Source organism: Sporosarcina soli, from assembly GCF_042655805.1.
In the GTDB taxonomy this organism is placed as follows: domain Bacteria; phylum Bacillota; class Bacilli; order Bacillales_A; family Planococcaceae; genus Sporosarcina; species Sporosarcina soli.
Genome location: NZ_JBHSNO010000022.1, coordinates 200,033 through 219,262, shown reverse-complemented (window position 1 = coordinate 219,262; position 19,230 = coordinate 200,033). Strand labels below are relative to the sequence as shown.

The 19,230-nt window shown below is 45.5% G+C and carries 17 protein-coding genes, 1 rRNA gene and 1 riboswitch; of the genes, 14 read left to right on the top strand and 4 right to left on the bottom strand.

Going from position 1 to position 19,230, the window contains the following annotated elements; translation table 11 throughout:
* Positions 1-149 precede the first annotated feature (149 nt).
* From rrf to ACFPRA_RS24710, 14 genes are all read left to right on the top strand, one after another.
* Positions 150-264: ribosomal RNA gene (rrf, locus tag ACFPRA_RS24775) — 5S ribosomal RNA — on the top strand.
* Between the two features lie 822 nt (positions 265-1,086).
* Positions 1,087-1,659 carry a DUF2179 domain-containing protein gene (locus ACFPRA_RS24770; RefSeq protein ID WP_381440768.1) on the top strand — a complete coding sequence of 191 codons (573 nt, stop codon included), beginning with the start codon at positions 1,087-1,089 and terminating at the stop codon, positions 1,657-1,659.
* Positions 1,631-1,822, top strand: a complete 192-nt coding sequence (locus ACFPRA_RS24765; RefSeq protein ID WP_381440765.1) for an NETI motif-containing protein — start codon at positions 1,631-1,633, stop codon at positions 1,820-1,822. Before ACFPRA_RS24770 ends, ACFPRA_RS24765 begins: the two co-directional genes overlap by 29 nt.
* Before the next feature lie 85 nt (positions 1,823-1,907).
* Positions 1,908-2,007, top strand: a riboswitch (purine riboswitch).
* A gap of 175 nt (positions 2,008-2,182) precedes the next feature.
* Positions 2,183-2,671: a 5-(carboxyamino)imidazole ribonucleotide mutase gene (purE, locus tag ACFPRA_RS24760; protein WP_381440763.1), complete on the top strand. Its 489-nt coding sequence runs from the start codon at positions 2,183-2,185 to the stop codon at positions 2,669-2,671.
* A complete protein-coding gene (gene purK, locus ACFPRA_RS24755; RefSeq protein ID WP_381440761.1) occupies positions 2,668-3,786 on the top strand; it encodes a 5-(carboxyamino)imidazole ribonucleotide synthase in 1,119 nt (372 codons plus the stop codon). The genes purE and purK overlap by 4 nt, the downstream gene beginning before the upstream one ends.
* Positions 3,787-3,844: 58 nt before the next feature.
* Positions 3,845-4,099, top strand: a complete 255-nt coding sequence (gene purS, locus ACFPRA_RS24750; protein ID WP_381440759.1) for a phosphoribosylformylglycinamidine synthase subunit PurS — start codon at positions 3,845-3,847, stop codon at positions 4,097-4,099.
* Positions 4,096-4,782, top strand: a complete 687-nt coding sequence (gene purQ, locus ACFPRA_RS24745) for a phosphoribosylformylglycinamidine synthase subunit PurQ (protein WP_381440756.1) — start codon at positions 4,096-4,098, stop codon at positions 4,780-4,782. Before purS ends, purQ begins: the two co-directional genes overlap by 4 nt.
* On the top strand, positions 4,766-6,994 hold the full coding sequence (gene purL / locus ACFPRA_RS24740) for a phosphoribosylformylglycinamidine synthase subunit PurL (protein WP_381440754.1): 2,229 nt from the start codon (positions 4,766-4,768) through the stop codon (positions 6,992-6,994). Before purQ ends, purL begins: the two co-directional genes overlap by 17 nt.
* A complete protein-coding gene (gene purF / locus ACFPRA_RS24735) occupies positions 6,970-8,397 on the top strand; it encodes an amidophosphoribosyltransferase (RefSeq protein WP_381440751.1) in 1,428 nt (475 codons plus the stop codon). The genes purL and purF overlap by 25 nt, the downstream gene beginning before the upstream one ends.
* 12 nt (positions 8,398-8,409) lie before the next feature.
* Entirely contained in the window at positions 8,410-9,468 is a 1,059-nt protein-coding gene (gene purM, locus ACFPRA_RS24730) for a phosphoribosylformylglycinamidine cyclo-ligase (RefSeq protein WP_381440748.1), read from the top strand.
* Positions 9,465-10,034, top strand: a complete 570-nt coding sequence (gene purN / locus ACFPRA_RS24725) for a phosphoribosylglycinamide formyltransferase (RefSeq protein WP_381440745.1) — start codon at positions 9,465-9,467, stop codon at positions 10,032-10,034. The genes purM and purN overlap by 4 nt, the downstream gene beginning before the upstream one ends.
* A gap of 106 nt (positions 10,035-10,140) precedes the next feature.
* A complete protein-coding gene (gene purH, locus ACFPRA_RS24720) occupies positions 10,141-11,676 on the top strand; it encodes a bifunctional phosphoribosylaminoimidazolecarboxamide formyltransferase/IMP cyclohydrolase (RefSeq protein ID WP_381440743.1) in 1,536 nt (511 codons plus the stop codon).
* A gap of 12 nt (positions 11,677-11,688) precedes the next feature.
* Complete coding sequence (gene purD / locus ACFPRA_RS24715) at positions 11,689-12,948, top strand: phosphoribosylamine--glycine ligase (protein ID WP_381440741.1); 1,260 nt, start codon at positions 11,689-11,691, stop codon at positions 12,946-12,948.
* 392 nt (positions 12,949-13,340) lie between these two features.
* Complete coding sequence (locus ACFPRA_RS24710) at positions 13,341-14,717, top strand: MFS transporter (protein WP_381440738.1); 1,377 nt, start codon at positions 13,341-13,343, stop codon at positions 14,715-14,717.
* A gap of 73 nt (positions 14,718-14,790) precedes the next feature.
* On the opposite strand, the gene ACFPRA_RS24705 is transcribed toward ACFPRA_RS24710, so the two are convergent.
* The 4 genes from ACFPRA_RS24705 to ACFPRA_RS24690 form a co-directional block, all read right to left on the bottom strand.
* Positions 14,791-15,912 (bottom strand): Ger(x)C family spore germination protein, encoded by a 1,122-nt coding sequence (locus ACFPRA_RS24705; protein ID WP_381440736.1) that lies wholly within the window; start codon positions 15,910-15,912, stop codon positions 14,791-14,793.
* A complete protein-coding gene (locus ACFPRA_RS24700) occupies positions 15,891-17,009 on the bottom strand; it encodes a GerAB/ArcD/ProY family transporter (protein WP_381440734.1) in 1,119 nt (372 codons plus the stop codon). Before ACFPRA_RS24700 ends, ACFPRA_RS24705 begins: the two co-directional genes overlap by 22 nt.
* Positions 17,006-18,358 (bottom strand): spore germination protein, encoded by a 1,353-nt coding sequence (locus ACFPRA_RS24695; protein WP_381440732.1) that lies wholly within the window; start codon positions 18,356-18,358, stop codon positions 17,006-17,008. The genes ACFPRA_RS24700 and ACFPRA_RS24695 overlap by 4 nt, the downstream gene beginning before the upstream one ends.
* Before the next feature lie 142 nt (positions 18,359-18,500).
* On the bottom strand, positions 18,501-19,193 hold the full coding sequence (locus ACFPRA_RS24690) for a class I SAM-dependent methyltransferase (RefSeq protein ID WP_381440729.1): 693 nt from the start codon (positions 19,191-19,193) through the stop codon (positions 18,501-18,503).
* Positions 19,194-19,230 lie beyond the last annotated feature (37 nt).

Sequence of the window (19,230 nt, the reverse complement as noted above, 5' to 3'; positions counted from 1 at the left end):
GGTCTGGGGTGGAAGCGCGGCGACGTGTGGAGCTGACAGATACTAATCGATCGAGGACTTAACCTTGATATAAAAAGGGCATGGTTGTCCCTGATTTTGTGCAAACCAATGTTGGTTTTATCCGGTTTTGAGCGAACAAGCTCAAAGAGTCTGGTGCCGATGGCGAAGAGGTCACACCCGTTCCCATCCCGAACACGGAAGTTAAGCTCTTCAGCGCCGATGGTAGTCGGGGGTTTCCCCTGCAAGAGTAGGACGTCGCCAGGCGTCAAGGTCATTGCCAATAGGTAGTGGCTTTTTTTTGTATATAAATAGAAAAACCGAAGGTTTATTTTGCACTTATTTAATGGAACGCGAGAAAGGGGAGGGATGGTGGAGTTCAAGGAAGCGAAGGTAGGAGGATCGGAGCGTATGATATACGCGAGAACCGGACGACTGAAGCTGACGAAGAAATCTGCCGTCCATCGCCTTTCGTAGCCCCGAACACGGAAGTTAAGCTCGCGCGCCGATGGTAGTCGGGGGTTTCCCCTGCAAGAGTAGGACGTCGCCAGGCGTCAAGGTCATTGCCAATAGGTAGTGGCTTTTTTTGTGTTTGTAGATAGAAAAATGGAAGTTGAAATACAAATATCTCAAAAGGGAAGGCCCAAGCAATTGTGCAAAGATCATCCTAACGCTTCAAGTGCTCAAAGTATCTCCTAAACGATTCTTCTCCTGCTTTCCCCGCTCTAAGTTCTCCCCAAGTGCTCATTATCCTACTTCAGCGCTCAAAGCTACATCCAAGTGATCAATCTCTTGCTCCCGCGCTCAAAGCTACATCCAAGTGATCAATCTCTCGCCCCCACGCTCATAACTACTTTCAAGCGATCAATCTCCCACCGCTGTGCTCAAAAGCTATCCCAAGTGATCATCCGTCCTGCTCCCACGCTCAAAACTCTCCCAAAACCGCTTATAAACCTCCCCTCGAACTATAATTCTACTAATTTTGTCACGTTCCAATTCGATTCTCTATCCTTTTGGGTATTTAACCGTAAAATACTATTACCCTTCTCTTGAAATCCACCACTATGCGCGATACGATGAGAGCAAGCGATGAAAGGGGATATTACTTTGCAAATGTTGCTGATCATTTTCACGATCAATATCGTCTATGTTACTTTTTTTACAGTGCGCATGATCTTAACGCTTAAAGGGTATAGGTATTTTGCGGCTGCTGTTAGTATGGTGGAAGTTGTCATATACGTTGTTGGATTAGGCCTCGTATTGGATAATCTGAACGAAATTCAAAATCTGGTTGCGTATGCAGTCGGTTATGGATGCGGTGTTATTATTGGTACAAAAATTGAAGAGAAGATGGCGCTAGGCTATATTACTGTGAATGTGATTACTGCGGAGAAAAATTTGAAATTACCAGCTATATTGAGGGAGAAAGGTTATGGGGTAACAGATTGGTCTGCAAATGGATTGGATGGAGACCGTTCTGCTATGCAGATTCTTACACCGAGGAAGTATGAGCTGAAATTATATACGCTTATTAAAGAAATTGATCCAAGAGCATTTATCATTGCCTATGAGGCGAAGACAATTCATGGTGGGTTCTGGGTGAAGACAGTGAGGAAAGGAAAGTTGTTTAGGGATGAGCAAAAAAAAGACGGTATGGTTTGAAGTAAAGGAAGGGGAAAGCATTGAAGAGTGCTTGAGCAGATTAGCAGCTGAAGGATATATCGTGGCGGGCAGAAAGGAAGAGCCGCTGTTTGAGGAAGTGAATGGTGAATATATACCTGTTCGGCAACTCATTCAATTCAAAGGAGTTCTTGCTGATCAATAAATGTACAAAAGACGAACGTTGTAAAAAAGAAGTATAACAATGTTCGTTTTTCCGTTGACGAATCTCCATAGGCTTGATAAAATATGTAGAGTAAATAGGAATCCCCCATATATGCTGAAGAATTGGCTTCAGTGTTTCTACCAGGACACCGTAATGTCCGGACTATGCGGGAAAGCGAAAGTTCAAGAATTGAAGCGAAAGGTGTGTGAGTCCCAATGGGTACAGTCATCTTAACGCATATTTCAACGTCCTTGAATAATCTGCTTTTCACGCGTGTGAAGAGTGGGTTATTCAAGGACGTTTTTGTTTAACTTAATTTATATAGAAATGGTTTATTTGATTAAAAGGAGCGGATAATCAGTGGAACCGAAGATCGGTGTCATTATGGGTAGTAAAAGTGATTGGGAAACGATGAAACACGCGTGTGACATATTGGACGAGTTAGAAGTCCCTTATGAAAAGAAAGTGGTCTCCGCGCATCGTACGCCTGATTTCATGTTTGAATATGCAGAACAAGCCCAAGGTAGGGGATTAGAAGTCATCATCGCAGGAGCAGGTGGTGCGGCTCACCTACCAGGAATGGTTGCAGCGAAGACGCTTCTTCCTGTCATTGGTGTACCGGTCCAATCAAAGGCGTTGAACGGGATGGATTCACTTCTTTCTATCGTGCAAATGCCGGGTGGTGTTCCCGTGGCAACCGTATCGATCGGCAAAGCAGGGGCTACGAATGCCGGCCTGTTGGCAGCGCAGTTTTTAGCGGTCCATGATCAAAGCTTGATGAAACGTTTGGAAGAGCGACGTGACAATATGCGTAAAATCGCGTTGGAAAGCAGCGGTGATTTACTATGAAAACCATTTTACCTGGACAGACGATCGGGATCATCGGCGGAGGGCAACTGGGCCGAATGATGGGGCTTGCAGCGAAGGAAGCCGGGTTCAAGATCGCTGTACTGGACCCTGTGATGGATTCTCCATGCGGTCAGATTGCAGATATTCAAATTGTGGCGCCTTATAACGATGAGGCAGCACTTGAAGAGCTTGCTGAAGTAAGTGATGTCATTACGTATGAATTTGAAAACATTGATTACGAAGGATTGAAACGGCTATCCCAGATTGCTTATGTGCCACAAGGTGCGGAGCTTGTCCGGATTACGCAAAATCGTATCACTGAAAAGGCGGAAATTACAGCTTCTGGTGCACCTGTTGCAAACTATATTGCAGCGCAGACATTTGACGAACTGACAGCCCAAATTGCAGAGGTCGGCTTCCCATGTATCGTGAAGACGGCGTTTGGCGGTTATGATGGCAAGGGGCAATTGAAAATCAATTCTGCGGACGATTTAAATGAAGCAGCATCACTTTTTGCCCATTCGGCTTGTATCGCAGAAGCATTTGTTCCGTTCACAAAGGAGATCTCCGTGATTATCCAGCGCAATGCGGAAGGACAATCCTTCTGTCTGCCGATTGCGGAAAATATCCATAAGCACCATATTTTACATGAGTCGATCGTACCTGCGCGGGTACACCCAGATGTATTGGCAAAAGCTGAAGAGGCGGCAATTAAAATTGCTGATCATTTGGAACTTGTTGGTACGTTGGCGGTTGAAATGTTCGTTCTCGAGAATAATACAATTATCATCAATGAACTGGCGCCACGTCCACATAACTCAGGACATTATTCTATTGAGGCATGTAATATTTCACAATTCCATCAGCATATCCGTGCCGTCTGCGGTTGGCCACTGCGCAAACCAAGATTATGGGCGCCATCCATCATGGTAAACGTACTTGGGGAGCATGTTGCGCCACTGACCAATGTGGTCGGGAAGTATCCTGATTGGTCCATTCATCTGTATGGCAAAGCGGAAGCGAAAGAAAAACGGAAAATGGGACATGTCACAATCATGACTGACAATATTGAAAAGACATTGGAAGAAATTGATGCATCCGGCATTTGGTCTTAATGATCAGATTAATTCCACTAACTAACGTAAACTAATTCCATTTTGGGAGGAAAAAGACATGACAAAAGTAAATGTATACGTAACACTCCGTGAAAGTGTTGTTGATCCGCAGGGAATTGCTACAAAGGAAGCACTACAGACATTGGGCTTTAACGAAGTAGAAAACGCTCGTATCGGCAAAGTGATCGAATTGGAGTTGAACGGATCAGCATCTGACATCGATGCACGTGTCAAAGAAATGTGTGACAAGCTACTGATCAATAAAGTAATCGAAGACTACCGTTATGAAATCGGGGAGGTTGCGGGCAAATGAAGTTCGCTATTTTAACATTCCCGGGATCGGGTTCTGATATTGATATGTATCACGCGGTAAAAGAAGTTCTAGGAGCAGAAGCGGAATACGTCCAGCACAAAGAAACGGATTTTGCAGGTTACGATGCGATCCTTATCCCAAGTGGCGCCTCTTACGGTGATTATCTTCGTCCGGGTGCATTGGCGCAAAGCTCGCCAGCAATTGAAGGCTTAAAAGCGTTCGTTGCGACAGGTAAGCCGGTTCTAGGTGTAGGCAACGGCTTTCATATCCTTGCGGAAGCAGGGCTATTGCCGGGGGCTTTCCTACGAAATAAAGGCATGAAATTCAGAGCGGGCAGAGCAAAGTTGACTGTTCATAACACAGATTCCAAATTCACTGTGGATTATGAAAATGGTCAAGAGATTAGAATTCCATTTGCTCATGAATATGGCAATTATTACGTTGATGAAGCAACGGTCGCGGAGCTGAAAGCGAACAACCGCATCGTCTTTACATATGCGGATGAAAACGTCGATGGCAGCACGGAAGCCATTGCAGGCGTGTTAAACGAACAAGGGAATGTACTCGGTATGATGCCGCTTCCTGAACGTGCAGTCGAAGAGATTATTGGAGGAACAGACGGATTACCTCTCTTCAATTCAATTTTGAAAAGGTGGAGTGAAAACAATGTCAGCCAAGCATGAACCGAACGCTCAACAGATTAAAGATCAAAAACTATACCTTCAAATGGGAATGACTGACGAGGAATTTGCACTGGCAGAAGAAATGCTCGGACGTCTTCCGAACTATACGGAAACCGGCTTGTTCTCCGCATTATGGTCAGAACATTGCTCGTATAAAAGTTCAAAGCCTGTGCTCCGTAAATTCCCAACGGATGGAGAGCGTGTGCTTCAAGGACCTGGTGAAGGCGCAGGGATTGTCGATATCGGCGATAACCAGGCGGTCGTTTTCAAAATGGAATCACATAACTCACCTTCTGCTATCGAACCGTTCATCGGTGCGGCAACAGGTGCAGGTGGAGTGCTTCGTGATGTATTTTCCATGGGGGCACGCCCTGTTGCGCTCGTCAACTCCCTTCGTTTTGGAGACTTGACGGAAGCTCGTGACCGTTACCTATTCGAAGAGGCAGTTGCAGGGATTGCAAGTTATGGTAATAAAATCGGCATCCCGACGATTGCTGGTGAAGTACAATTTGACAATTGTTATTCGAAGCGTCCACTTGTCAATGCAATGGCTGTCGGTTTGTTGAACCATGAGGATATTCAAAAAGGGGTGGCGTCCGGTGTCGGCAATACAGTGATGTATGCAGGCGCGACAACAGGGCGTGACGGTATTCACGGTGCGACAATGTCTTCTTCTGAAGTAACTGTGGAAGAAGAAGCGGAACTTCCTGTTATGCAAGCCGGCGACCCATACCTTGAAAAATTGGTCATGGAAGCATGTTTGGAACTTGTCAAATCGGATGCATTGATTGGTATCCAAGATATGGGTGCGGCAGGTCTTACATCCTCGGCTGCGGAAATGGCATCGAAAGCCGGATATGGAGTAGAGTTGAATCTTGACCTTGTTCCACAACGTGAAGAAGGAATGACAGCGTATGAAATGATGTTGTCAGAATCTCAGGAACGTATGTTGATCGTCGTGAAACAAGGCCGTGAACAAGAAGTGACGGACCTTTTCGCGAAACATGGCATTGAAGCTGTGGCAATTGGGAAAGTAACAGATGATAAAATGCTTCGCTTGCTTCATAAAGGTGAAGTGGTTGCAGAAGTATTAGCGGATGCACTTGCTGAAGATGCACCGGTTTACCATAAAAAATCAGAGGAACCTGCTTATTTCAAAGAGTTCCAGGCGATGGAAAAAACAGAGCCGGCTGTCAACGATTTAACAGAGACGTTGAAAGACTTATTGCAACGCCCGACGATTGCGTCTAAAGAATGGGTTTATAACCAATTCGATACACAAGCGCGTTCGAATACGGTTGTTGCACCGGGAGCTTCTGCAGGCGTTATCCGTGTCGATGGGACGAATAAAGGGCTTGCGATGACATCCGATTGTAACTCACGTTTTGTTTATCTCGATCCGGAAACAGGTGGGAAAATTGCAGTTGCTGAAGCGGCGCGAAATCTTGTTTGTTCAGGTGCTGAACCGATCGCAATCACGGACTGCTTGAACTTTGGTAGTGCGGATAAGCCGGAAGTGTTTTGGCAACTTGAAAAGTCAGCGGAAGGAATTTCTGAAGCGTGTCGCAAATTGAATGCGCCAGTTATCAGTGGGAACGTATCTTTATCCAACGAAGTGAACGGTGTTCCGGTCTATCCAACGCCAACAATCGGTATGGTCGGTCTCGTCCATGATCTTTCCCAAACGGTGACAACGGAATTCAAACAAGCGGGCGATGTCATTTACGTAATCGGTGAAGCGGCAACAGAATTCGGCGGCAGTGAGCTTCAACAAATGACGGAAGGGAAAATCTTCGGACAAGTTCCGGCGATTGACTTGGATGTGGAAGCAACTCGTCAGAAGCAACTATTGTCTGCCATTCAAGAGGGTCTTGTTCAATCGGCAACGGACTTATCTGAAGGCGGATTTGCGGTTGCGCTTTGTGAAAAAGCATTTGGTGCAGAAGGTCTTGGAGCGGGCGTAACGGTTTCAGGTTCAGCAGTAACGGCACTTTTCAGTGAAACGCAATCACGTTTCCTTGTGACGGTCAAAGAAGAACAGGCTCAAGCTTTCGAAGCGGCTGTAAGTGATGCCATTAAAATCGGTACCGTGACGGACAACGATCGAATCGTCATCAATGGTGACAATGGTACGTTAATCGACGGATCGGTTGAAGAATTCCGTACTGCTTGGAAAGGGGCTATCCAATGCTTGCTGAACTCAGAGGCTTAAACGAAGAGTGCGGCGTGTTCGGCATTTGGGGTCATGAAGATGCGGCGCAGATCAGTTATTATGGTCTGCACGCATTGCAACACCGTGGGCAGGAAGGCGCCGGTATCGTGACGAAGGAAGGCAAAAAACTGCATGTCGTTAAAGATGAAGGTCTTGTCAATGAAGTATTTTCTGGTGATGCGATAAAAAATCTAAAAGGAAATGCGGCTATTGGACAGGTCCGTTATACGACAGAAAACGGTCGCGGTATAGAAAATGTCCAACCGCTTGTGTTCCGTTCAACGACTGGAAGCCTGTCGATTGCGCTCAATGGCAACATCGTCAATGCAGTTGAATTGCGTGAACATCTCGAACGTCAAGGCAGTATTTTTCAAACGGCTTCGGATACGGAAGTGCTTGCACACTTAGTGAAGAGAACGACGAGTGGTACGTTAACCCAACGAGACAGAGTGAAAAAAGCTTTGGCGCTACTGAAAGGTGCATTTGCCTTTGTCATGTTGACGGAAGATAGTTTGATGGTGGCGCAGGATCCGAATACGATCCGTCCTTTATCCATCGGGAAGATGGGGGATGCCTGGGTCGTTGCATCCGAAACTTGTGCGTTTGACATTATCGGTGCAGAATGTATCCGCTCGGTTGAACCGGGGGAATTGGTCATCATCAATGACAAAGGGATGCATTCTGAGCGGTTTGCAGAAGCGTCGGACCGTGCGATGTGTTCGATGGAATATGTCTATTTTGCCCGCCCAGATTCGAATATTGATGGGATCAATATCCACTCAGCACGGAAACGTTGTGGGAAACAGTTGGCACGTGAAGTGAAGATTGAAGCGGATGTTGTGACAGGTGTGCCGGATTCGAGTATTTCGGCCGCTATCGGTTTTTCAGAAGAAAGCGGAATTCCATATGAACTCGGCCTTATCAAAAACCGTTACGTCGGTCGGACGTTCATCCAACCGTCACAGGAATTGCGCGAAAAAGGCGTGAAAATGAAACTATCGCCTGTGCAACAAGTCGTCCAAGGGAAGCGGGTTGTCATGGTCGATGATTCCATCGTCCGCGGCACGACGTCAAAACGGATTGTACGGATGCTGAAGGAAGCGGGTGCAAAGGAAGTTCACGTAGTGATTGCATCCCCTCCTCTTGTCAGTCCTTGTTATTATGGTGTTGATATTAGTACAGATTCCGAATTGATTGCAACGAACAGAACTGTTGAAGAGGTCCGGGATCTTATTGAAGCGGATTCGCTCACATTCCTATCTGCAGATGGGATGTTAAAGGCGATTGGCCGTTCTCCAGAGATGAAGAACTGTGGGCAATGTCTGGCATGCTTTACTGGAAATTATCCGACGGAAATCTATTCGGATACGGCAATGCCACATGAAAAAGAAATTGTGAGATAGGGGGCCTTTTGCATGTCTAAGGCATATGAAAGAGCGGGAGTCAATATCGAGGCTGGCTATGAGTCGGTTGAACGGATGAAATCACATGTGGCACGTACTGCACGTAAGGGTGTTGCAGGAACGTTCGGTGGCTTTGGCGGCATGTTCGACCTTTCAGCATTGGAATATAAAGAGCCGGTCCTGATTTCAGGGACAGACGGTGTCGGGACGAAATTGAAACTGGCATTCATGGCAGATAAGCACGATACGATCGGAATTGACTGTGTCGCTATGTGTGTCAATGATATTGTGGCGCAAGGGGCAGAACCGCTTTACTTCCTAGACTACATCGCACTCGGGAAAGCAGTACCTGAAAAGGTAGAAGCGATTGTCAAAGGAATTGCCGATGGATGTGTCCAGTCAGGGGCAGCGTTAATCGGTGGAGAAACGGCGGAAATGCCTGGATTGTATGAGATCGATGAATACGATCTTGCCGGTTTTGCAGTAGGTGCTTGCGAAAAAAGTCGTATTGTGACAGGTGAAAAAGTGGCTGAAGGCGATGTGCTTGTTGGGATCGCATCAAGCGGCATTCACTCTAACGGCTATTCGCTTGTTCGTAAAATCGTTCTTGAAGAGAACGGTTATGCAATCGATGGTGTCATCGAAGGGTATGAAGAACTTGGAACGGTCGGTCAGGCTCTTCTTGAACCGACAAAAATCTATGCGAAACCTGTCCTTCAAATGCATGAAGAATTGGATATCCACTCAATGGGGCATATTACGGGTGGCGGATTCTTCGAAAACTTGCCGCGTATGTTGGCGGACGGTTTTGGAACGGAAATCGACCTTGGCGCATGGCCGGTCCTTCCAGTATTCCAAATGCTGAAGGAAAAAGGAAAATTGTCGGATAAAGATTTGTATAGCGTCTTCAATATGGGCGTCGGCTTTGTCGTAGCACTTCCGGCTGAACAAGCGGATCGTGCAATTGAGATCGCTGAGCAACATGGTGAAAAAGCATACAAAATCGGTCGCGTTACAGCAGGTGAAGGGGTCACATTTACAGGCGAACATGACGGGAGCCTTGCAAAATGACTCGTAAAATGAAAATTGCCGTTTTCGCATCCGGAAGCGGCAGTAATTTCGGCGCATTAGCGGAAGCATGTGAAAAAGGGGAGCTAAACGCCGAAATTGTCCTCATGGTGACGAACAAGCCAGAAGCGTTCGTTGTCGAACGTGCTCGAAAAGCGAATATCCCGATTGCGGCAGTCAGACCGAAAGATTACGAGACGAAAGAGGCGTATGAGGAAGTCATTCTTGCTGCGCTTCGTGAGTCTGAAGCGGAATGGTTGATTCTCGCAGGCTATATGCGCCTTGTGGGTCAGACGTTATTGAAAGCATACCCTTCCAAAATCATAAACATTCATCCGTCTTTGTTGCCATCTTTCCCTGGGAAAGATGCCATTGGACAAGCGATGGGGCATGGTGTGAAAGTGACGGGGGTTACGGTTCATCTCGTTGATGAAGGGATGGATACCGGCCCGATTCTTGCACAGCGAGCGGTTGATGTCATCGATGGAGACGTTGAAAAGACTGCGGAAGCGATTCATGCGGTTGAACATGAACTCTATAAAGATGCATTGAATAAACTATTTTGCTAATCGCTACGCTGAAAGTAGCTTCAGTGGTTACATAATGAAAATATAAGTTCAAGTCGGTGAACATTTTTGCCGACTTTATTTATTACAAAAATGGAGGATATTACTCGTGAAAAAACGTGCACTGCTAAGCGTGTCAGACAAAAGTGGTATTTTGGAGTTTGCGAAAGAGTTGGAAGGGCTTGGCTATGAACTGCTGTCTACAGGCGGAACAATGAAGCATCTCGCGGATAATGGCGTAGCTGTCACAGCTGTCGATGCCGTAACAGGCTTCCCGGAAATTATGGAGGGGCGTGTAAAAACGCTCAATCCGATGATTCACGGTGGACTTCTTGCGAAACAAGATGACCCGACACATCAGGCGCAAATGGAAGAGCATGGCATTCAACCGATCGACATCGTTTGTGTTAATTTGTATCCGTTCAAAGAAACGATTTCTAAACCGGATGTGACAACGGATGATGCGATCGAAAACATCGACATCGGCGGACCGGCGATGCTGCGTGCATCTGCGAAAAACCATGCGTATGTCACGGTCATTGTCGACGCGGCGGATTATGCGCAAGTATTAGAAGAGTTGAAGACAGATGGCCAAACGACATTGGAAACACGCAGACGTTTAGCGGCTAAAGTATTCCGCCATACAGCTGCGTACGATGCGCTCATTTCAGGCTACTTGACTGATCTTGCAGGCGAAGAGTTCCCGGAGCAGGTGACTTATACATATGAGTTGAAACAACCGCTCCGTTACGGTGAAAACCCGCATCAGAAAGCGGCATTTTATAGCCGTCCACTCGGCTCGGATTTCTCGATCGCCTATGCTGAACAATTGCACGGCAAAGAGCTTTCTTATAATAATATCCAAGATGCGAATGCAGCGATTCAAATCGTCAAGGAATTCGAGGGGCCAGCAGCAGTCGCAGTGAAGCATATGAACCCATGTGGCGTTGGCACAGGAGAAACGATTTTCGATGCGTTCAATAAAGCGTATGAAGCTGACCCGGTATCCATTTTCGGTGGCATTATCGCCTTGAACCGTGAAGTGGATGCGTCCACTGCCGAAAAACTATCGGGAATCTTCTTGGAAATTGTCATCGCGCCTTCCTTTACAGCAGAAGCGGTTGAAATCTTAACGCAGAAGAAAAATATCCGTTTACTTACGATTTCGTTTGATCAAAACAAAAAAGACAAATGGAATACAGTGTCTGTAGAAGGCGGACTTTTAATGCAGGAACCGGATACGCACGGCTTTGCGGATGCCGATATCCGTGTTGCAACGGATCGTGAACCGACAGAAGCGGAATGGGAAGCACTGAAACTTGGCTGGGCCGTTGTGAAGCACGTGAAATCGAATGCGATTGTCGTTTCGGATGATCGTATGACACTCGGAGTCGGTGCAGGGCAGATGAACCGCGTTGGTGCAGCGAATATCGCATTGACACAAGCGGGCGAACGTGCAAACGGAGCAGCACTTGCATCAGACGCATTTTTCCCGATGGACGATACAGTTGAAGCGGCTGCGAAAGCAGGCATCACAGCCATCATCCAACCAGGCGGATCTGTCAAAGATGAGGATTCCATAAAAAAAGCAAACGAATACGGCATCGCTATGGTGTTCACAGGTGTCCGTCATTTCAAACACTAAGGAGGATTATCGTTGAATATACTCGTTATCGGGAGCGGTGGCCGCGAGCATGCGATTGCCAGACAGTTCAAGAACTCCCCTTCCGTTCAGAAAGTTTTTGTCGCGCCAGGCAATGATGGCATGAAAAACGATGCGGAGTGTGTACAAATTGATGCATTGGATTTCGAAGCGCTTGTTTCATTTGCGAAAGAAAATGAAGTGGATCTGACTTTTGTCGGTCCTGAACAACCGCTTGCGGAAGGGATTGTCGACTTCTTCGCAGAGCATGGATTGAAAGCATTCGGTCCGACAAAAGCGGCGGCGCAAATTGAAGGCAGTAAATCGTTTGCGAAAGAGCTGATGGCGAAATACAATATCCCGACTGCAGCGTATGGAACGTTCACAGACGCGGAGGAAGCGAAAGCTTTTATCCGTGAAAACGGTGCACCGATTGTCGTCAAAGCGGACGGGCTTGCGGCTGGGAAAGGCGTCATTGTCGCAATGACGTTGGACGAAGCATTGGAAGCGGTCGATGATATGATCGGCAATCAGAAATTTGGTGAATCTTCATCACGTGTTGTCATCGAGGAATTCTTGGATGGGGAAGAATTTTCTTATATGTCGTTTGTGCATGACGGTCAGATTTACCCGATGGTCATCGCGCAAGACCATAAGCGTGCGTTCGATGGTGATAAAGGGCCGAATACAGGCGGCATGGGTGCGTATTCACCAGTTCCGCAAATTTCGGACAGCGTTGTGCAAGAAGCGTATGATAAAGTGGTCGTTCCGACTGTCGAAGCGATGACAGCGGAAGGGACGCCGTTTACAGGAATTCTATATGCAGGTCTTATTTTAACGGAAGATGGACCGAAAGTGATTGAGTTCAATGCACGTTTTGGCGATCCTGAAACGCAAGTCGTCTTGCCACGTATGGCATCCGATTTCGGTGCATTCATGGCAGCGCTTATGGATCGCAAATCGTATGACCTTCAATGGCATGACGAAGCGATGTTGGGGGTCGTCATTGCAGCAGACGGTTATCCGGGAGATGTAGTAAAAGGAACGGCATTGCCTGACCTCGATATCCTTCCGACACAAGGGCTGGACGTGTTCCATGCAGGGACGAAATCGACTGGCGCCGGCTTTGTAGGAAATGGCGGTCGCGTCATCCTCGTTGCTGCGAAAGCGGACTCACTGAAAGAAGCACAAGGTCAGGTTTATAAAGGCTTGTCCCAACTGGAATGGAATGGATTCTTCTATAGACAGGACATCGGCTGGCGTACGTTTGAATAAAGTTGCTTGAACATTATCCCGGATCTTGGATAGATTCATCATCCAAGGTCCGGTCTTTTTTTTAACTTGAATCAGCAGAAGTTCCCTTTTCCTTAAGTGACGGAATGAATGTCAAGATGCATAAATATTAGAGGTAGGTCAAATATTCTGTAGCTGACGCTTCGCTTTTAGTACAAAAAGATTTGCTCATTCAAGTTAAGCCTCCGGCGGATGTCACAGATTTTGAAGGGAATTAATTGAGCATATCTAAGTGCCTTAATTTCTGCAAAAAAAACGCAGAAATACGGCAAATCGAAACCTTTGCTGTTCGATTCGCTATTCAAAATCTGGACGCAATAACGCCAAGGCGTAATTGATAAATGTAAGAAAGTCAAACTAGATGGAGTGTACAGATGGAAGGTACATATAAAGGTAATGATAAATTAATAGTGGGTCTCGTATTAGGGATCATTACATATTGGTTGTTTGCGCAGGCGCTGTTGAATACGGTGCCGGCTATCCAGCAGGACTTGGGCATCGATGTCAGTACGATCGGCATTGGAATTAGCCTGACAGCCCTTTTTTCGGGGATTTTCGTAGTCGTTGCGGGAGGCTTTGTCGATCGTTTCGGAGCGGTAAGGTTAACGGTCATAGGATTGATTTTGAGCATTGCTGGATCGTTGCTTCTCATCCTCGCAACAAATACGTTGCTGTTCATAACGGCAAGAGTCATTCAAGGGTTTTCCGCAGCTTGCGTCATGCCTGCAACGCTGTCGATTGTCAAAGCGTATTATGACGGTGCAGCCCGTCAACGTGCATTGAGTTTCTGGGCGATCGGTTCTTGGGGAGGGACAGGCATCTGTTCGTTGGCCGGAGGAGCCATTGCTACATCGTTGGGCTGGAGATGGATTTTTGTATTTTCGATCGCGGTTGCTATCCTTTCTCTTTTATTATTAAAAGGTACCCCTGAGACGAAGACGGTGGCCTCTAGTAAGAAATTTGATACCATCGGCCTGATCCCTTTTGTTTTAGCGATGCTCAGCTTAAATCTCGTCATTACGCGGGGTGGGTCATTCGGTTGGTTCAGCAAGATTACTCTCTCTTTGCTTCTCCTCTTTGTGGTATCAGCGATATTCTTCTTTCGAAACGGTTTCAAAAAAGGAGACAATAGTTTTATCGATTTCTCCATCTTCAAAAATCGCGCCTACTCAGGAGCAACATTATCGAACTTTTTATTGAACATGGTGGCCGGGTCTTTGATCATCATCAATACCTATCTCCAAATGGCGAGAGGCTTTACGTCATTTCAGTCGGGGCTTTTGTCCATCGGTTATCTGGTTTGTATTTTGGTAACGATCCGGATCGGAGAAAAGCTGATCCGGAAAATAGGGGCGAGAAAGCCGATGATGATCGGACCGTTAGTGACGAGTATCGGCGTCTTGCTCATGGCGTTTACATTTTTGGACGATATGCCTTACACCATCGCAGTGATCATCGGTTTCATTTTGTTTGGAATCGGCCTTGGTCTGTATGCGACGCCTTCGACAGATACGGCCGTGGCCAATTCACCGGCTGACAAGGCGGGGGTTGCGACGGGCATTTACAAAATGGCGAGCACGCTCGGTGGTTCTATTGGAATCGCAGTTTGCGCGAGTGTTTTTGGTGCATTGTCGGTTAGCCATAATCCGAGCCTTGCCGCGATGGTTGGGTTAGGGGTTTGCGTCATACTTTGTATCCTATCCATGCTATCCGTATTTTTTACGACCCCGAAAGATGTTAAAAATAGTTGATCCTAAAATCCCCTGCTCCATAACGGAGCGGGGATTTTAGGATCATTATACTGCAACGATGAGTTTTGTTTCCTTATTCAATTGCTCCTGTACTTTTCAGATCAATATCCATTGTGACATTAAACTCAATTTCAGGATAAATGCGATTCCAATCTTCTATTATGTCCTCGTGCGACAATCTCGTCGCGCGATAACGCAAGCCGAATCCGAATGGATCCACGTTATTTTCTTGGAGGGTAGTTAATAACTCCATGACTTTCTTTTTTATATCGTCAGCCACTATTTTATTGTACTTCTTCAAATCTGAGTTGTTTAAACGTTCATTAGATTCGCTAATGACACCGACCTTTTTGATTTTCATATCAATCCGTGGCGTCTCGCCTTCGTCAAGGATAATCTGATATTTCATTGTGACTTTTTCGATGCTCAATACCAAGGTCAAATCATTTTCTTTAATTTCATAAGAGAATTCGGATACATTGTTGATCAGTGAATTAACATACTTTGTTTGAACTGGCGTCAATTCAACTGGTTTCTCTTCCTGTTTGAGAATGATCGATTTATTAACGATAAAATGTTTTTGTTCCTCATTGAAATCGATGATGGGTAAAATCGTATCGATCCCTTTACTTAATACCTCTCTTCTGAATTCGAATAGGAAAGTAGTGATGACATACGGGCTTTCCGTTCCGGTATTATCGAAAAAGTTATATAGCGCGATCGTTGCGGGTGGTTCAGTGTCCGGTGCAAAGGAAACTGTCTCCTCGGCAGTCTTTTCAGCTACGGCAATGTAAGCAATCATTTGGATATCTGCACGTCTTGTAAAATAATCCATGAATGTATCCAAATCCTTAGAAAGCAATTCCTTGTTTAGAATGATACTCCGATTATGTGCCATCTCCAATTTTTTATCAACATGTGTTTCCATTTCATGAATGGCTTCTGCAATCGATTTAGAATCGTGGGCTAAATACGTAAAACCCTGGGCAGCCTCTGCCTTGACTTCACCGGCTGGCTTGGCCAGCTTCAATGTCACCCTGAAACCGTCTTCCACTGTTTCGGAAGGATCTATGCCGATTCCCAATACAAAAATCCGTTTGTCAATGTCTTTAAAGGCGCATCCGGATTGTAAAAGGAGGGCGATCAGCATAGTGATAGAGAAAAAGCCCTTTATCATTTTTTGAGTTCCGGACAATTGGATGCCCCCTTTTTCTTTGCCAACAGAAGACTACCGATCAGCAAAAATAGAAGAATCGGCAAAAAGTATTTATCAAACACTTCGACTGATTTATACAAACTATCGACAGTCATCATTGCTGTCGAGAACATCGCGACAATCCAAAAGCAAACGACAAAAAAAGGAATTGTTAAATTATACGTTTTCCACTTTAATCGTTTGAAATGAAATATGCTGGAAAGCAACTGGATGGAAACATGCCAATGTATCGTCATGCTGATGACACTGAGGGCCAAGTAGGCGCCGATGAATATAAAGACAATTCTTTCAATTACTCCAAATTTCATACGGATGGAATCGCTCGTCATTATCCATGGGTACAAAACATTTTTTAGGGAGTCAAATCCCCCAAAGCCAATTGGAAGGAAATAAGTAGTGAAAAGGATAAATGTACAAACTACTGTAAGCAAGGCCATACCTTTTCGTGACGGTTTTTTCAATTTCGTGAAATATCGATTGAAAATTATTAAATTGGCTGCCCCAATGACAATAAAGAGCGAGGTGCTGAAAGCCGTATAATCCGGCAAATGATTAATATGCATGACGGCTATCCGTATATAATCCCATTTCAGGCTAGGGCTGAGAAAACCCTTTATTTGGATGAAGATAATAAAAGGAACTACAATAAGAATAACAATTTCACTCATATATAAAATGTTTCTTGTCGTCATCAGAATTCCGTATGTGACAACAAAAACAAAAGTCAGGACGATTGTATAGATGGACATTTCAGGCGTCAGATAACGAAAAATAATAAATGTATAGATGATTAGTGTTGAGAGCCCCGCAAGATACCAGCAAAGAGCGAAAAAAAGAAGCACGGGTGTTGCAATCCATTTGGGTGCGTGCAGCTTCAAGATTTCGGGCAAGTCTTGCCCAGGGAAACGGCTAAATAAGGAAATGATCATGTAGGTCAATATCATTCCGACCGGCAGGGCAAGAACAAGCGCAAGGACGGTTCCACTATTGTTTCCGGCGATTAGTATCCTTGGCGTGAGGGCAACCATGTTTGTCAGCATATTCACCAAAATCAAGTAGAATAGGAAACGGCTCATCGTTTATCCATCCTCAATTCCTCGTTTTTACTAATCCATGGAATCCGTAAATAAGGTACGCCTAAACTTTCTTTACTTACCAAAATCATAATTAAGCCTATGAACCCGACCAATAAACCGACCATCCCAAACAAAGCCGAGTAAACAAGCAACATAAGCCGAATAACTCGTATGGCAAAACTCATCTCGTTGATAGGAATGACAAACGTGGAAATGGCGACTGCTGAAATGACGATGACCATGATATTTGAAGTAAGTGCCGCTTCTGTTGCCGCTGTCCCCAGGATGAGACCACCAACAGTGGTCGCGGTAGAACTGACAGCTTTCGGCAATCGCATGCTTGCTTCCGTTAATAATTCCACGAAGAATAACATAAAAAATACTTCTATAAATGATGGATAAGGGACACCGATTCTGCCACCCGCAACGGTGAGCGCAAGTTCCAATCTCAAAATATCCGGGTTATACGATGTCACTGTCACATACAGGCTAGGGAGCAAAATACATACGAACAAACCGATATATCTCAAAAGGATTGTAAATGTCGTTACACTGAAGACGTGGTAATTATCTTCCATTGAAGACATGAAATCAAAAAAAATGACAGGTACAATGATGACATCCGGGCTTCCGTCAATGACGATAATCACTTTACCGTTATTCAAATTGTAGACGATGCGGTCCGGTCGTTCTGTGATCAATGTTGAAGGGAATAGCGTGAATGTACCCTTGTTCAGAAAATGTTGGAGATCACCAGCTGATTGGAATAACGGCGTACAGAGTTCATCAAGCCGCTCCTTGACTTTTTTCAACATATCCGGATCGACTCGGTCATGATCATAGAGCAAGGCGATTGCCCGGTTGGAATCGTCATTCGACAGGATGGATTCAATTTTTAAAGAAGGTTTATGATACCGTTGCCTGATCAAATTGATCGTCACTTCAATATCTTCACTTAATCCTTTTTGAGGCCCATGAACGGTTGGTTCCATCACGGTATCCTGGACTTCTTTATTACTCACAAGGCGGATATCTAATAAGAAAATATTGTCCGCAATTGCAATCAGAACAGATCCCGCGCTTAATAAAATAAGCAGTTCATCTATATTTGGCATTTCGATTCGATTCGGTAAAGATTGGATATAAGATGTAAAGCCTTCCTCAGAGGACATTTCAAAAAAGGGTTTGATCACTGTTTGTTGGAGCGTATTTCCATCCACTACCGTTTTCAAATAGAAAAGGAAAGCCGATTGGCCATTTATTTGCAAAGGTGTTTGAATGAGATCATCGGATGATTTGAATTGTTCCGCCAAGCCATCGAAAAAAGGAGGGGCTTTTTTTTCATTCATTTGTAACTCTCCATTCAAGTGAAGCATCGAAAAGGTTTGTTTTTAGCGTTGCCGGAATTTGAGGAAATGATACAAGTAACCTTGTGAAGCAGGATCCAATCAAAAAGCCCCGACTCCTGATGAGGAGCGGGACGATCATTTTTCATTTCGCTTGGCAGATCCATCCGCCGAACATATTGGTCGTGAAGAATTTAGCGATTTTGCCGAAGCCAGCCTCACTGAGTAAACGGACAATTTCCTCTTCGGGAATGAAGGACAGGGCGCGGACCGTTGTCTCCATTTCATCCATTTCTTGTTGTGTTAAACTTGTCGAATCAAGCCAATAAGCTTTCCAAAGTGCGACTAGTTCATCGAATGCCGGATCGTCCGGATTTCCATACATCGTCGCCATCACAAACGGTGCACCCGGCTTTAAGCGCTGGCAAATGGCTTTCAGTTGTCGGAGTTTTTCCTGTATGTCTGCAATGAAATGCAGGACGAGCATACAAGTGGCAGCATCATACAAACTTTCCGCGCTCACTTTCTCGACTGTACCTTCGATATATTCTACACGACTTTCCATCTTTACAGCAGCTGCCTTGTTACGTGCGATATCGAGCATTGGCGGCGCAGGGTCGACAGCGGTGAAAGACCACTCAGGGTTTGTTGGACCGAGCAATGCGAGTTCATTGCCACCGCCAGCTCCGACGACAAGCACATGGGCTTGCTGTGCCGTATGCGCCCGAAGATACGTCTGCACAAGCCTGAACATCGAATCGTAAGTAGGTAACGTTCGACGCACACCTTTATCGTATTCCGTCGCCATCTCTTCATTGAATTCCATTTTGTCTGCCATGTGATCAAATCCCATCAATTAAGTAGTATCTGTAATT

What these genes read in the sequence shown, in the direction of transcription:
- purL (WP_381440754.1), top strand. Translation starts at nt 4,766, where the DNA reads ATGTCAGCCAAGCATGAACCGAACGCTCAACAGATTAAAGATCAAAAA.
- purQ (WP_381440756.1), top strand. Translation starts at nt 4,096, where the DNA reads ATGAAGTTCGCTATTTTAACATTCCCGGGATCGGGTTCTGATATTGAT.
- ACFPRA_RS24690 (WP_381440729.1), bottom strand. Translation starts at nt 19,193, where the DNA reads ATGGCAGACAAAATGGAATTCAATGAAGAGATGGCGACGGAATACGAT.
- purM (WP_381440748.1), top strand. Translation starts at nt 8,410, where the DNA reads ATGTCTAAGGCATATGAAAGAGCGGGAGTCAATATCGAGGCTGGCTAT.
- purS (WP_381440759.1), top strand. Translation starts at nt 3,845, where the DNA reads ATGACAAAAGTAAATGTATACGTAACACTCCGTGAAAGTGTTGTTGAT.
- ACFPRA_RS24695 (WP_381440732.1), bottom strand. Translation starts at nt 18,358, where the DNA reads ATGAATGAAAAAAAAGCCCCTCCTTTTTTCGATGGCTTGGCGGAACAA.
- ACFPRA_RS24770 (WP_381440768.1), top strand. Translation starts at nt 1,087, where the DNA reads ATGAAAGGGGATATTACTTTGCAAATGTTGCTGATCATTTTCACGATC.
- purK (WP_381440761.1), top strand. Translation starts at nt 2,668, where the DNA reads ATGAAAACCATTTTACCTGGACAGACGATCGGGATCATCGGCGGAGGG.
- purF (WP_381440751.1), top strand. Translation starts at nt 6,970, where the DNA reads ATGCTTGCTGAACTCAGAGGCTTAAACGAAGAGTGCGGCGTGTTCGGC.
- purN (WP_381440745.1), top strand. Translation starts at nt 9,465, where the DNA reads ATGACTCGTAAAATGAAAATTGCCGTTTTCGCATCCGGAAGCGGCAGT.
- ACFPRA_RS24700 (WP_381440734.1), bottom strand. Translation starts at nt 17,009, where the DNA reads ATGAGCCGTTTCCTATTCTACTTGATTTTGGTGAATATGCTGACAAAC.
- ACFPRA_RS24710 (WP_381440738.1), top strand. Translation starts at nt 13,341, where the DNA reads ATGGAAGGTACATATAAAGGTAATGATAAATTAATAGTGGGTCTCGTA.
- ACFPRA_RS24765 (WP_381440765.1), top strand. Translation starts at nt 1,631, where the DNA reads ATGAGCAAAAAAAAGACGGTATGGTTTGAAGTAAAGGAAGGGGAAAGC.